Genomic DNA, 13,163 nt, shown 5'->3' with positions numbered 1-13,163 from the left:
CTTTTAATGCCGGACTGGAGGGAAGAATGAGTCGTTCGCAGAATTTACGTCATAGCGTCATAAATCAGGTGATTGAAGATATGGCGAGGGGCAATATTCCTTCTCCGCTGCCTTCACAAAGCGGACTGGCAGAAATGTATAACATCAGTCGCACTACGGTACGCCACATACTCCAGCATTTAAGCGCATGTGGCGTGCTCACCCTGGTGGGGAAAAATTATGTTATCGCCCGCAAACCCGAACAGAACGATGGATTTGATTGCATCACGGCCTCGCTGAAAGAGCAAAACCGTCTTTTCGAGCAGGCATTTTTCACCATGATTAACCTGCGCCAGTTACGCGCCGGAGAAAGCTTTTCCGAACTTCAGCTGGCGCGAGCGGCAAGTGTCAGTCCGGTAGTGGTACGAGAATATCTTTTGAAATTCGGTCGTTATAATCTTATTCAAAGCGAAAAGCGCGGCCAATGGAGCATGAAGCAGTTCGATCAATCCTACGCCGAGCAGCTGTTTGAGCTACGCGAAATGCTCGAAACACATTCCCTGCAACACTTTCTCAACCTTCCCGATGATGACCCTCGCTGGCTGCAAGCAAAAACCATGCTCGAACGCCACCGGACGCTGCGCGACAGCATTGGCAGCAACTTTCGAATGTTTTCTCAATTAGACCGTGATTTTCATGCCATGCTGTTATCCGCTGCTGACAACATCTTTTTTAATCAATCACTTGAAATTATATCGGTGATCTTTCATTTTCACTATCAATGGGATGAAAGCGATCTCAAACAGCGCAATATCATTGCTGTTGATGAACATATGACCATTCTCAGCGCCCTGATTTGCCGTAGCGATTTAGATGCAATAACGGCGTTGCGAAACCATCTGGATACCGCCAAACAATCAATGATTCGTTCCATCAGGCAACATCACCGATAAATTAAGTACAGATTAAAAACATTGATTCTTGGTTTATATCACTATGTTGTATTAATGCAGTATTAATCCAGGCGATTGTTCTGCCCATAAGGAAATACATAGGGAATAAACGATGCTGGAAGTATTACTCTCAGCCATCATTTAATTCCCTATTACTGGCAGCGATAAAATTATCGGCTATCCATGATTAACGTTTCCAGCACATCTAATTCACTGACTATTTTTGCCAGTGTTTCATCACTGACTTCTTGCCTTGCGCGCATCTGGTAAATAGCCGCGCGTTTGGCATTTAACGCCGCCAGATTAAATGTTCTTTCCAGCTTCGCACGCTGCATATGCAGGGAATTATCATTAGGCGACATATCCTCTTCACTATGTCGCATATAACCGATAACTCTGGCCCCCGTTTCCATAATCAACTCGTTATCGAGGTTTTCTGTTCTGGCGCGCAGCAAACGTTGCTCGGTCTTTTGCACACTCAGTATGGCCATTTTAGCCATAAACAGATCGGCAGCTTCCTCTTCTTTTTGTCGGTTATCGCTGAAAATCCCCACATTTTTCCCCAGTAATAACGGCAGAATAATAATGCCGCAAACCAGCGAAAAGAGGATCACACCTGTGGCGAGAAATACCAGCAAGTAACGCCCGGGAAAAGGTGTGCCATCCGGCAGCAATAACGGGATAGAAAGCACCCCCGCAAGCGTGATAGCTCCGCGCACCCCCGCAAAGGTCGCCAGCAGCATATGACGCGTTTTATATCCAGCAAACAGCATCGGATGTTTGCCGGGTCGTTTACGGCTATACAGACGCATCAGCCAAAGCCAGCCCAGGCGCACAACCATTAACGCCAGGTAGATCCAAATGACATCAAGGAGCAGCGATCCGGTGTCCACCAGTGGATCGTTTTCTGCACGGATCAGTGATTCCGAAATAATGCCCGGCAGTTGTAAGCCTAAAATCAGAAACACCATGCCGTTAAAGACATATTCAAGCATCGACCAGCTACTTTTAGCTTTAATTCTCAGGCGAATAGGCGCGTGGTGGACTACGCCAATGCGACTGGTTGTTAACCCCGCGGCGACAGCGGCAAGAATGCCAGATAAGCCAAAATGTTCCGCAACCAGATAAACAATAAACGGCAACAGAAGCATCAATACAATCTGAATGGAAGGTTCATCGTGAGCATATCGGCTGATCAACAGCAGCCCTTTACCATATAACCAGGTAACAGCGATCCCCACGGCAATACCGCCCAACGCAACGACAAAAAACGCAATGGTTGCGCCATGAACGCTGAATTCCATCGTTCCCATCGTCACTGCAACAGCAAATTTCAACGCCACCAGGCCGGAAGCATCATTCATCAACGCTTCGCCTTCGAGCACTTCCTGGATGTTTTTGCTGATACGCCCTTTCCCGACAATCCCCAGCAACGCCACGGCATCGGTAGGCGACAACACGGCGGCTAATGCGAAAGCAGCGATGAGCGGCACATTCGGTAAGAGTAAATGAATCACATAGCCGACACCAAAAATAGTGATTAGTACCAACACAAGTGCCAGGCTGATAATTTCCCGGCTGTGCTTGATCAATTCTTTAGGTTGTATTTTTGAACTTTCAGCAAACAACAGGGGGGGTATAAACAATAAGAGAAAAAGTTCAGGATTGAATTCCACATGCAGACCAAATATAGGCTGGGCCAGTACTGCGCCAGCGGCAATCTGGATTAAAGGAAGTGGTATCTGGACAGGAGACAGACGTGTAAGCACGCTGGTTAATGATACTACCAACGTAAGAATTAAAATTGTTAAAAGTATTTCCATATAATAAACAGGCTTCCTCATTCATAAATAATGGATATTATTAATTTAACTTCATAAAAAGCGCTCTGGTTAGCACTTAACGTTAATCATTAATCACTGCGTTCACTCACATGATCAGAAGGAACCCAGTAAAATAAGTTTTCAAGTTGATAACAAATTCACCATGTGAATATTTACTACCTTTCCCCGTTGTAACGAATCATCCGTTACTCTCTGATTTCCTTGCCGAACAAGTTATTTAGTGAATGACGGCTTTCTTTTAACATCAGCATGAATTATACGTTTAGCAAATGTATTAAATCAGCACTAAATAAATTTAATGGATACCACCATTCTGCGTCAACACTTAGTTTTTATCTGTATTGACAATTAAAAATAACCGCAGCCAAATTAATGATTTTATTTTTAATAAATCATCAACCGAATAAGAGATCTTATCAGCGATAACTAAACTCATCAGAGGGTGTTCCTTGTAACGTCATGCATTACATAACTTTAAGATATACAATCAAAAAATGCATTAAAAACCGATTAAAAGCAGCAAAGTATTACCCGGTGCACGAATTTATGATACATCTGCAGCCATTCTGCTATTCGCTGACTACTTTTCAGTAATGACTGCTTTTTCATAAGGTTTCACTCCCGACAACAATGTTGGAGTTTTATTTCCTTAGCATGGAGTAAGTAAAGATGAGCAAAATAATAGCGATGCTAATTACTGTCAGTACCCTTTTTTTACCGTCAATAATCCAGGCAAAACCTATTTCAATAAAAGTTGCCTATGAAAATAACCCTGGAGAACCCCTGGATGTGGTCATGCGTTACTGGGCAGACCTATTAAATAAAAAAAGTAATGGCGAAATAACACTTGCGCTCTATCCCAGCTCCCAATTGGGATCAAAACAGGATGTCACCGAGCAAGCCATGATGGGCATGAATGTCATAACCTTGAGTGATGTGGCTTTTCTTGCCGATTATGAACCCGATTTGGGGATTTTGTTTGGACCGTATCTGACTGACGATCCGCAAAAACTGTTCAAAATATATGAAAGCGACTGGTTTAAACAAAAAAATGAAAGTCTGAAGAAAAAGGGAATTCATGTGGTAATGAATAATTATCTCTATGGCACTCGACAGATTATTTCGAAAAAACCCATTCGCACCGTTGACGATCTCGCAGGTTTAAAAATTCGCGTTCCTAATAACGTCATGCAAATAAAAGCCATTCAGGCGATGGGGGCAACACCAACTCCCATGCCATTAGGCGAAGTTTATCCCGCATTAACCCAGGGCGTTATTGACGGCGTAGAAAACCCAATTTCAGTGCTGCAAGGGCAAAAACTGTATGAGCAGGCAAGATATCTGACAATAGTTAACTACCTGACAAATACCTCAGTGTGGATAGGTGGTGAAGCCTTCTTTGGCACCCTTTCACCAGAACAACTGGAGATGCTCCACCAGACCGGCTATGAAGCGGGTGTCTATAGCCAGAAACTCACTCTTGAGCGTGATGCCGAAATGTTGAAAACCATGCAGGCAGCCGGCGTCGAAGTGATCTATCCCGATACTGGACCATTCCAGAAGAAAGCACGCGAAGTTTACTCTCAATTCCCGGAATGGACACCAGGTCTGTACGAAACCATTCAACAGCAACTGCAATAAGCATTAATGCTCAGCGTCCTGCCTCATCTCTCTTAGGCAGGACACGCACTAACAGGAGGTTTCATGCGTCTTTTTGGCAAAGTGGCAGAATTTAGTGCTGCCTTTGCGCTATTCGTTCTGGTTGTGGTGACAATTGGAGCGGTATTTATGCGTTATTTCATCGGCCAACCGCTTCAATGGACAGAAGAAATGTCGGGAATGCTGATGATTTGGGTGGTGATGTTAGGTGGAGTGGTGGCGGAACGTGACAGGGCGCACCTGACCATTCCCTTCCTGATGGAGATGCTTCCAGGCAAACTCAGGCGTGTTATTGCAGTACTGGTCGCCCTTCTCTCCATCGCACTGCTGCTTTATATGGCCTGGCTTGGCTACCGACTAGCCGAAATGGCGCAGTTTAAAGTGACACAAATTCTGAAGGTTTCCTGGTTCTGGATCGATCTGGCGGTCCCTGTCGGCGCACTGGCAACGGCTATTTATACCCTCTACTGGTTAATAAACGATACAAAACAATCCGATAGCGGAGACAAAATGCAATGAGTTGGTTATTGATTATTCCGCTAATGATCGTCTGTTTGTTTCTCAACATTCGGGTCTATCTGGCGATGTTTATTGGCATCATCGCTTACTTTTTATTCTTCTCCAGCGTACCGATTGAAATTGCCGTGCAAAGACTAATCGCGCCAACGCAAAGCCCATCATTGCTGGCAATTCCGTTTTTTATCTTGCTCGGCACACTAATGAGCTACACCGGCATTGCCGAACGCATCCTGCACATTGCCAACGTTCTGGTGGGGAAAATGCGCGGCGGACTGGGCGTGGCAAACATTCTCGTCAGCACCATGATGGGCGGCGTCAGCGCCTCTAACCTTGCTGACGCGGCGATGCTGTCGCGCATGATGGTGCCGGAGATGGAGCGTAAAGGCTACAATCGCGCGTTTGCCGCCGCCATTACCGCTGGTGGCTCGTTAGTCACCCCGATCATACCGCCTGGAATAGCCCTGATTATTTACGGTCTGGTTGCCGACGTCTCTATCGGAAAAATGTTTATCGCCGGACTGGTACCTGGTTTGCTATGCGCAGTCGTACTGATGTTTACCGTCTACCTTGTCGCCCGCAAAACTAACGCTAAACCCTCGCGTGAAAGCTGGCCTACGGGCAAAGAGGTGGTGTTCTCGCTGGGACAGGCCTGGCCTGCGCTGTTCCTCATTTTTGCTGTGGTGGGTGGTATTCGCGCTAACATTTTCACCCCAACAGAAGCAGGTGCAGCAGCGGTGCTAATCGTGCTGGCGATTGGCTTTTTTATCTATCGTGAAATGCGGATTTCTCATGTCGTCAAAGCATTGGGCGAAACGGCACGCGCAACCGCATCGGTGATGCTGGTAATCATGGCCAGCGCCGCATTGGGATGGATTTTCTCAATGGAACATGCTGGTGTCGCAGTGGCGAATTTTGTGACTTCGCTGACCGAAAACAAATACATGTTCCTGTTGATTATCAACATATTGCTACTGACGCTGGGGATGTTTCTGGAAGGAAACGCCATTTTGCTGATCCTGGTACCACTATTAAAACCGGTGGTCGAACACTTTGGCATCGATCCGGTGCATTTTGGCATCATCATGATCTTCAACCTGTCGATTGGCGCATTCACGCCACCGGTAGGTACCGTGATGCTGCTGGTATGTAATATCACGCAAGTTTCGGTGGGAAATTTCTTTAAACAATCCCTGCCCCTACTGGCGGCTCTACTGTTAATGCTAATGCTGGTGACATATATCCCGGCGATTTCACTGTTCCTGGTTTAATAATAAAAACGCCGGATGAAATACTCATCCGGCATCATTACGTTAAAACGTTTCCCAGTTCTCCTCGCTATCTGCCACGGCCATTTTGCGCGGCGTAGCTGGCGTCACGGTTTTTACCACAGCCGATGCTTCACGCTGCTGTTGCTGCTGTTGCTGAATCCGGAACACTGCCACTGCTTCGGTCAGGCGACTGGCCTGCTCTTCCAGCGCGGCGGCGGCGGCGGCAGATTCTTCCACCAGCGCGGCGTTCTGTTGAGTTACCCGGTCCATCTCAGCAACCGCTAAGCCAACCTGATCGATACCACGGCTCTGCTCATCAGAAGCAGAAGCAATTTCGCCCATAATGTCCGTCACGCGGGTCACGGCACTGACAATCTCCGCCATTGTTTCCCCGGCGCTTTCGACCAGCGTAGAGCCAACATCCACTTTCCCCACCGAGTCTTCAATCAGGCTTTTAATTTCACGCGCAGCCTGAGCGCTACGCTGGGCCAGATTACGCACTTCTCCCGCGACCACCGCAAAACCACGTCCTTGCTCACCCGCACGCGCAGCCTCAACCGCCGCGTTCAAAGCCAGAATATTGGTCTGGAAGGCAATACCGTCAATTACGCTGATAATATCGGCGATTTTCTGCGAACTGGTGGAGATATCGCGCATGGTCTGCACCACGTTATCCACCACTTTGCCACCGCGTTGCGCCGTTTCGGAAGCACTTAACGCCAGATGGCTGGCCTGGCGCGCATTTTCGGCATTCTGTTTCACCGTTGCGGTCAGTTGCTCCATGCTGGCTGCCGTCTCTTCCAGCGAAGCGGCCTGTTGCTCGGTGCGCGAAGAGAGATCGTTATTGCCGGTGGCGATTTCGCTGGCACCGCTATAGATGGCATTGGCCCCGTTGCGCACATCACCGACGGTACGCATCAGCTCTCCCTGCATATGGCGCAAACTCTCTGCCAGTTGCCCCATCTCATTAGAGCCATCCACCTCAATCGGTTTCACCAGAACGCCGCCTGCAATATGACGAATGCTGTCAATCAGGCGATTCATTGGCGCGACCAGCGAGGCTTTAATACCGAACCAGACGGCGAGGATGACCGCCAGTACGACGATCATCACGCCTACCAGAATCCACATCGCCTGGCTGTAGGAGGCATTGTTATCGCTGACGGCGATATCATAGAGCCGATCGTTTTGCTCCATGTAAGCCACATACTGCTTCTCGAAACCGTCCTGATATCCCTGGGTCGGCTGATCAAAGAACTCGTTGATTTTGCCTGCACCTAACAGTTGTATCAGCTCCGCCAGCGCATTGTGATAAATATCGTAATTACGTTTGATCTCTGCCGCTGCGGCGGTGCTCTGACGCGGGTCACGCGGCAACGCTTCGTAATCCGCCCAGTTTTTTTCCGCCTGTTTCAGCGAAATACTGGCACTCTGCATCAACTCAGCAACGGTTGAACCGCTACCAATATTGTTCTGATCCATCATGTAGCGGATACCCGCGCGGTTGAGGGTGTTACGCGTCTGCAACAACGCGACCCAGCTGCCATTCAGCGTGGATTGCTGCTGGCGAATGGTTTGTAAAACAGTGAAATTTTCTTTGTCGTTCTTTAAGGCATTAAAGAACAGACCGCCTGAAGTCAGTTGTAAAAGGCCAAAAACGGCCAAAACCAGCAGTAAGCTGGTCACAATTTTGATACGTTTTAACATGGTTTCTCTTTCCTGTGGACCGATGCAAGATTTTCGGCCTGGAAAGGAAAAACTTTATGAAAATCCCGCGGAGATGACATCGAGTAATTTTATTCACCCCCTGAATTTAAAAAGCCATTATTTACATAAATTATTCGCAATATAAATATGTGATATAAATCACATATTTATGGTTACTTAAACGACGCCTTTGCCGCTCACCGCCATTCCTGACCGCTTACGTCCCTAAAATAACCACTCAGTTATTTACCTTACTTTACGCGCGCGTAACTCTGGCAACATCACTGCAGGATAGCGGTCAATTTACCTCCTCAAACGCAACGCAAACCTAGAACGGCTTCGGCCAACTATTAATCAATACATGCCAGGTTTTACTATGGATACTAAAAAGATATTCAAGCACATACCCTGGGTGATTCTCGGAATCATCGGTGCATTCTGCCTCGCGGTAGTTGCATTACGTCGGGGGGAGCACGTCAGCGCCCTGTGGATCGTGGTCGCCTCTGTGTCGGTGTATCTGGTGGCGTATCGCTACTACAGTCTGTACATCGCCCAGAAGGTGATGAAACTCGACCCCACGCGCGCGACGCCTGCGGTTATTAACAACGACGGTCTGAACTACGTTCCGACCAACCGTTACGTGTTGTTTGGTCACCACTTCGCCGCTATCGCCGGTGCTGGTCCGCTGGTGGGTCCGGTTCTCGCCGCGCAGATGGGCTACCTGCCTGGCACGCTGTGGCTGCTGGCGGGGGTCGTGCTGGCCGGTGCGGTTCAGGACTTTATGGTGCTGTTTATCTCCTCTCGCCGTAACGGCGCATCTCTCGGTGAGATGATCAAAGAAGAGATGGGACCAGTACCGGGGACTATCGCGCTGTTTGGCTGTTTCTTAATCATGATCATCATCCTCGCCGTTCTGGCGCTGATTGTGGTTAAAGCCCTGGCCGAAAGTCCGTGGGGGGTCTTCACCGTTTGCTCAACCGTACCGATTGCGCTGTTTATGGGTATCTACATGCGCTTTATTCGTCCGGGGCGTGTGGGTGAAGTCTCTGTCATTGGTATCGTGCTGCTGGTTGCCTCTATCTACTTCGGTGGCGTGATTGCTCACGATCCGTACTGGGGTCCGGCACTGACCTTTAAAGATACCACCATTACTTTCGCGCTGATTGGCTATGCGTTTGTCTCCGCACTGCTACCAGTGTGGCTGATCCTCGCACCGCGCGACTATCTGGCAACCTTCCTGAAAATCGGCGTTATCGTCGGCCTGGCGCTGGGTATCGTGGTGCTGAACCCGGAACTGAAAATGCCTGCCATGACCCAGTACATTGACGGTACTGGCCCGCTGTGGAAAGGCGCTCTGTTCCCGTTCCTGTTCATCACCATCGCCTGTGGTGCGGTATCTGGCTTCCACGCGCTGATCTCTTCCGGTACGACGCCGAAACTGCTGGCTAATGAAACCGACGCGCGTTTCATCGGCTACGGCGCAATGCTGATGGAGTCCTTCGTGGCGATTATGGCGCTGGTTGCTGCGTCCATCATCGAACCGGGTCTTTACTTCGCGATGAACACCCCGCCTGCTGGCCTTGGCATCACCATGCCTAACCTGCATGAAATGGGTGGCGAGAACGCGCCGATCATCATGGCACAGCTGAAAGACGTTACCGCACACGCGGCAGCGACCGTCAGCTCCTGGGGCTTCGTGATTTCGCCAGAGCAGATCCTGCAAACCGCGAAAGACATTGGTGAGCCTTCTGTCCTGAACCGTGCAGGTGGTGCGCCAACGCTGGCGGTAGGTATCGCTCACGTGTTCCACAAAGTGCTGCCGATGGCTGACATGGGCTTCTGGTATCACTTCGGTATTCTGTTCGAAGCCCTGTTCATCCTGACCGCGCTGGATGCGGGTACCCGTTCTGGCCGCTTTATGCTGCAAGACCTGCTGGGTAACTTCATCCCGTTCCTGAAAAAAACCGACTCTCTGGTTGCCGGTATCATCGGTACTGCGGGCTGTGTGGGTCTGTGGGGCTACCTGCTGTATCAGGGCGTGGTCGATCCGCTGGGCGGCGTTAAGAGCCTGTGGCCGCTGTTCGGTATCTCCAACCAGATGCTGGCAGCCGTGGCGCTGGTACTGGGCACCGTTGTACTGATTAAGATGAAGCGCACCCAATACATCTGGGTAACTGTTGTTCCGGCTGTATGGCTGCTTATCTGCACCACCTGGGCGCTGGGCCTGAAACTGTTCAGCACCAACCCGCAGATGGAAGGCTTCTTCTACATGGCAAGCCAGTACAAAGAGAAGATTGCTAACGGTACTGACCTGACGGCGCAGCAGATTGCCAACATGAACCACATCGTTGTGAACAACTACACCAACGCAGGCCTGAGTATTCTGTTCCTGATTGTGGTGTACAGCATCATCTTCTACGGTTTCAAAACCTGGCTGAAGGTGCGTAACAGCGACAAACGTACTGACAAAGAAACACCGTACGTTCCAATCCCGGAAGGCGGCGTGAAGATCTCTTCGCACCACTAACCGGTTGCCTTATCCGGCTTACAAAATGTCTATCGTAGGCCGGATAAGGCGTTTACGCCGCATCCGGCAAATCCCCAGCCCGGACCTTCCGGGCTTTACGCATATCTGGAAGGCAAAATGTTTGGTAACTTAGGACAGGCAAAAAAATATCTCGGCCAGGCGGCGAAGATGTTGATTGGCATTCCAGACTACGACAACTACGTCGAGCATATGAAGACCAACCATCCCGACAAGCCGTACATGAGCTATGAAGAATTCTTCCGCGAACGCCAGAACGCGCGCTACGGCGGCGATGGTAAAGGCGGTATGCGCTGTTGTTAATGGAGAGAGCATGAACCCGATTGCAGTTACCCTACTCACCGGTTTTTTAGGCGCAGGCAAAACCACCCTGCTGCGCCATATTCTTAATGAACAACACGGCTACAAGATTGCCGTGATTGAAAACGAATTCGGCGAAGTCTCCGTTGATGATCAACTGATTGGCGATCGCGCCACGCAGATCAAAACGCTGACCAACGGCTGCATCTGCTGTTCGCGCTCCAACGAGCTGGAAGACGCCCTACTCGACCTGCTGGATAATCTCGACAAGGGCAATATTCAGTTCGACCGTCTGGTCATTGAATGCACCGGCATGGCCGATCCCGGCCCGATTATTCAGACCTTTTTCTCCCATGAGATTTTATGCCAGCGTTACCTGCTGGATGGCGTGATTGCGCTGGTGGATGCGGTACATGCCGATGAGCAGATGAACCAGTTCACCATCGCCCAGTCACAGGTTGGCTACGCCGACCGTATTCTGCTGACTAAAACCGACGTCGCAGGCGAAGCAGAAAAACTGCGTGAACGTCTGGCGCGCATCAACGCCCGTGCACCGGTCTACACCGTCACCCACGGCGACATCGACCTGGGCCTGCTGTTCAACACCAACGGTTTTATGCTGGAAGAGAACGTCGTCAGCACCAAGCCACGTTTTCACTTTATCGCGGACAAACAAAACGATATTTCGTCGATTGTGGTGGAACTGGATTACCCGGTAGATATCAGCGAAGTTTCCCGCGTGATGGAAAACCTGCTGCTGGAGTCGGCGGATAAACTACTGCGTTACAAAGGGATGCTATGGATTGACGGCGAACCTAACCGCCTGCTGTTCCAGGGCGTCCAACGCCTCTACAGCGCCGACTGGGACCGCCCGTGGGGCGATGAAAAACCGCATAGTACGATGGTGTTTATCGGGATTCAGCTGCCAGAGGAAGAGATTCGGGCAGCGTTTGCGGGGTTGAGGAAGTAATCGTGAAAGGTTGAGTGTAAAGCAACCCAATGCCCCACTTAGCAGTGAGGGGGAAACAGAACGACGTGCTCCCCTCCGCTAAGTTTTATTGCGCGTGAATACCTGGATCTGGCAAAAAATTGCCGCGTGTGGCGTCAGCCCATGCTTCGCTACCAGACGCAGGAATGTCGCTGTAATCAATATGTTCGTCGGATTTATTAACCAAAGCTTTAAGTTCAGCTTCTTGATGCACATCAAGTGTGTAGAGTGTGCCCCGTTTATGTTTAACCATGCTCATTTATGACCAGAACCTTTACTATATAATTTATAAAGATGAATTATTTCAGCCATCCAGGCACGTTATATTCTGAGACATTCTCAATGGAATATGCATCTCTCCTGTCAGAACCTTTCTTACATTTCAACTCATCAAAACCCCATTTACCCTCTCTATTGGAATAAAATACAGTATATTTATCAGTATTAAACCCAAAATACTTTTCATTCGAACGTGAAATATTCAACTGGCCACATTTAATCTGATTACGCCATTCAAAATCTATGGTGCTTTTTAAAACGTAGTACGAAATACCTTCTACATTTTTTGAAGCAAAAGCCACTAAAATAGTAGATACGATAAATGCTCCGGCAAGTATAAATAACCTATACACATTTAATTTAGTCACCAGAGTTAAAAAAGCAAAATAGATAATAAGTTGCATTAACATGAAGAAAAGCAACATAAAAGCCATCCCTTTCCAGAAATACTCAACCCATGGAGTTAGCGTGATGTTTAGATTACTCAAACTTAAAAACAAACTGGAAGCATAACTACTTGTGAATAAATATATAATTGGCATGACTGCTATAGTCACAGACCTAATAATCATTAATTTTTTATTTTCTTTAAACTCTAACTCTAATATAATAAAAATACCTCCCAGAAAAACAAATAATGAAAAAGCACTAAAAATATATACAGAGGCACTGACTGGAAAAATATTAATTGAAAGCACAAAGAACAAAAATATAAACCATGCAATAAGTGAACACCAAGCAGCACAACTATTCAACCTGTTTTTATTACTGAACTTAACAAAATACCCCATATATTCTGTAATGCGATTTTCTTCCACTAATGCATAAAGAAGAATACCAACAAAGCACAGAGATAAAATAATATCTTTCCACAGATATTTATAAGGGAGAAGTATAAAACCAAGGAGTAGATAAATTAGCAGAATGACATCTAATGCCTTAGTACAAAAATATTTTTTCACTCCTTGCAAGAACCGAACATTCCCCATATGAATCCTTATCCAGCTATTGATGAAACTCAAGAATACCTTTAAAACAGTGAATTAACGCTGATAATACTCTTTGAACAGATGAATTCATCTATTTTTCTGTGTAGAATTTGCGCATCGCATTTAGATGAGA

The 13,163-nt window shown here is 48.0% G+C and carries 11 protein-coding genes; 7 read left to right on the top strand and 4 right to left on the bottom strand.

Annotated features, from left to right (window positions below):
- The first annotated feature begins 26 nt into the window (after nucleotides 1–26).
- Nucleotides 27–932, top strand: a complete 906-nt coding sequence (locus C4F37_RS07945) for a GntR family transcriptional regulator (protein ID WP_000091596.1) — start codon at nucleotides 27–29, stop codon at nucleotides 930–932.
- A gap of 170 nt (nucleotides 933–1,102) precedes the next feature.
- On the opposite strand, the gene C4F37_RS07940 is transcribed toward C4F37_RS07945, so the two are convergent.
- The gene (locus tag C4F37_RS07940) at nucleotides 1,103–2,755 is read right to left on the bottom strand and encodes a Na+/H+ antiporter (protein ID WP_001298060.1); all 1,653 of its coding nucleotides are present in this window, start codon (nucleotides 2,753–2,755) and stop codon (nucleotides 1,103–1,105) included.
- 690 nt (nucleotides 2,756–3,445) lie between these two features.
- On the opposite strand from C4F37_RS07940, the gene C4F37_RS07935 reads away from it, so the two are divergent.
- The 3 genes from C4F37_RS07935 to C4F37_RS07925 all read left to right on the top strand — a co-directional run bounded on the left by C4F37_RS07935 (nucleotide 3,446) and on the right by C4F37_RS07925 (nucleotide 6,222).
- Nucleotides 3,446–4,417 carry a C4-dicarboxylate TRAP transporter substrate-binding protein gene (locus C4F37_RS07935; protein ID WP_001774149.1) on the top strand — a complete coding sequence of 324 codons (972 nt, stop codon included), beginning with the start codon at nucleotides 3,446–3,448 and terminating at the stop codon, nucleotides 4,415–4,417.
- Between the two features lie 63 nt (nucleotides 4,418–4,480).
- Nucleotides 4,481–4,954: a TRAP transporter small permease gene (locus C4F37_RS07930; protein ID WP_001235681.1), complete on the top strand. Its 474-nt coding sequence runs from the start codon at nucleotides 4,481–4,483 to the stop codon at nucleotides 4,952–4,954.
- A complete protein-coding gene (locus C4F37_RS07925; protein WP_000118640.1) occupies nucleotides 4,951–6,222 on the top strand; it encodes a TRAP transporter large permease in 1,272 nt (423 codons plus the stop codon). The genes C4F37_RS07930 and C4F37_RS07925 overlap by 4 nt, the downstream gene beginning before the upstream one ends.
- A gap of 42 nt (nucleotides 6,223–6,264) precedes the next feature.
- Here the strand turns inward: C4F37_RS07925 and tsr are convergent, their stop codons facing one another.
- Entirely contained in the window at nucleotides 6,265–7,929 is a 1,665-nt protein-coding gene (gene tsr / locus C4F37_RS07920) for a methyl-accepting chemotaxis protein (RefSeq protein WP_001774148.1), read from the bottom strand.
- Nucleotides 7,930–8,305: 376 nt separating this feature from the next.
- Here tsr and btsT point away from each other — a divergent pair, with 376 nt between their 5' ends.
- The 3 genes from btsT (at nucleotide 8,306) to yjiA (ending at nucleotide 11,744) form a co-directional block, all read left to right on the top strand.
- The gene (btsT, locus tag C4F37_RS07910) at nucleotides 8,306–10,456 is read left to right on the top strand and encodes a pyruvate/proton symporter BtsT (protein WP_001314407.1); all 2,151 of its coding nucleotides are present in this window, start codon (nucleotides 8,306–8,308) and stop codon (nucleotides 10,454–10,456) included.
- Between the two features lie 117 nt (nucleotides 10,457–10,573).
- Nucleotides 10,574–10,777 (top strand): YbdD/YjiX family protein, encoded by a 204-nt coding sequence (locus C4F37_RS07905; protein WP_000467859.1) that lies wholly within the window; start codon nucleotides 10,574–10,576, stop codon nucleotides 10,775–10,777.
- 10 nt (nucleotides 10,778–10,787) lie between these two features.
- On the top strand, nucleotides 10,788–11,744 hold the full coding sequence (yjiA, locus tag C4F37_RS07900; protein ID WP_001297640.1) for a GTPase: 957 nt from the start codon (nucleotides 10,788–10,790) through the stop codon (nucleotides 11,742–11,744).
- 85 nt (nucleotides 11,745–11,829) lie between these two features.
- Here yjiA and C4F37_RS07895 read toward each other — a convergent pair whose 3' ends face one another.
- Both C4F37_RS07895 and C4F37_RS07890 read right to left on the bottom strand, forming a co-directional pair.
- The gene (locus C4F37_RS07895; RefSeq protein WP_001513538.1) at nucleotides 11,830–12,021 is read right to left on the bottom strand and encodes a hypothetical protein; all 192 of its coding nucleotides are present in this window, start codon (nucleotides 12,019–12,021) and stop codon (nucleotides 11,830–11,832) included.
- A 40-nt stretch (nucleotides 12,022–12,061) separates the two neighbouring features.
- On the bottom strand, nucleotides 12,062–13,030 hold the full coding sequence (locus C4F37_RS07890; protein ID WP_001513537.1) for a hypothetical protein: 969 nt from the start codon (nucleotides 13,028–13,030) through the stop codon (nucleotides 12,062–12,064).
- Between the last annotated feature and the right edge of the window lie 133 nt (nucleotides 13,031–13,163).

Source organism: Escherichia sp. R1 (assembly GCF_003000935.1).
In the GTDB taxonomy this organism is placed as follows: domain Bacteria; phylum Pseudomonadota; class Gammaproteobacteria; order Enterobacterales; family Enterobacteriaceae; genus Escherichia; species Escherichia coli.
The sequence above is the reverse complement of the archived record's forward strand: the minus strand, read 5'-3'. Positions and strand labels throughout refer to the sequence as shown.

What these genes read in the sequence shown, in the direction of transcription:
- btsT (WP_001314407.1), top strand. Translation starts at nt 8,306, where the DNA reads ATGGATACTAAAAAGATATTCAAGCACATACCCTGGGTGATTCTCGGA.
- C4F37_RS07935 (WP_001774149.1), top strand. Translation starts at nt 3,446, where the DNA reads ATGAGCAAAATAATAGCGATGCTAATTACTGTCAGTACCCTTTTTTTA.
- C4F37_RS07890 (WP_001513537.1), bottom strand. Translation starts at nt 13,030, where the DNA reads ATGGGGAATGTTCGGTTCTTGCAAGGAGTGAAAAAATATTTTTGTACT.
- yjiA (WP_001297640.1), top strand. Translation starts at nt 10,788, where the DNA reads ATGAACCCGATTGCAGTTACCCTACTCACCGGTTTTTTAGGCGCAGGC.
- C4F37_RS07905 (WP_000467859.1), top strand. Translation starts at nt 10,574, where the DNA reads ATGTTTGGTAACTTAGGACAGGCAAAAAAATATCTCGGCCAGGCGGCG.
- C4F37_RS07940 (WP_001298060.1), bottom strand. Translation starts at nt 2,755, where the DNA reads ATGGAAATACTTTTAACAATTTTAATTCTTACGTTGGTAGTATCATTA.
- C4F37_RS07925 (WP_000118640.1), top strand. Translation starts at nt 4,951, where the DNA reads ATGAGTTGGTTATTGATTATTCCGCTAATGATCGTCTGTTTGTTTCTC.
- C4F37_RS07895 (WP_001513538.1), bottom strand. Translation starts at nt 12,021, where the DNA reads ATGAGCATGGTTAAACATAAACGGGGCACACTCTACACACTTGATGTG.
- C4F37_RS07930 (WP_001235681.1), top strand. Translation starts at nt 4,481, where the DNA reads ATGCGTCTTTTTGGCAAAGTGGCAGAATTTAGTGCTGCCTTTGCGCTA.
- tsr (WP_001774148.1), bottom strand. Translation starts at nt 7,929, where the DNA reads ATGTTAAAACGTATCAAAATTGTGACCAGCTTACTGCTGGTTTTGGCC.
- C4F37_RS07945 (WP_000091596.1), top strand. Translation starts at nt 27, where the DNA reads ATGAGTCGTTCGCAGAATTTACGTCATAGCGTCATAAATCAGGTGATT.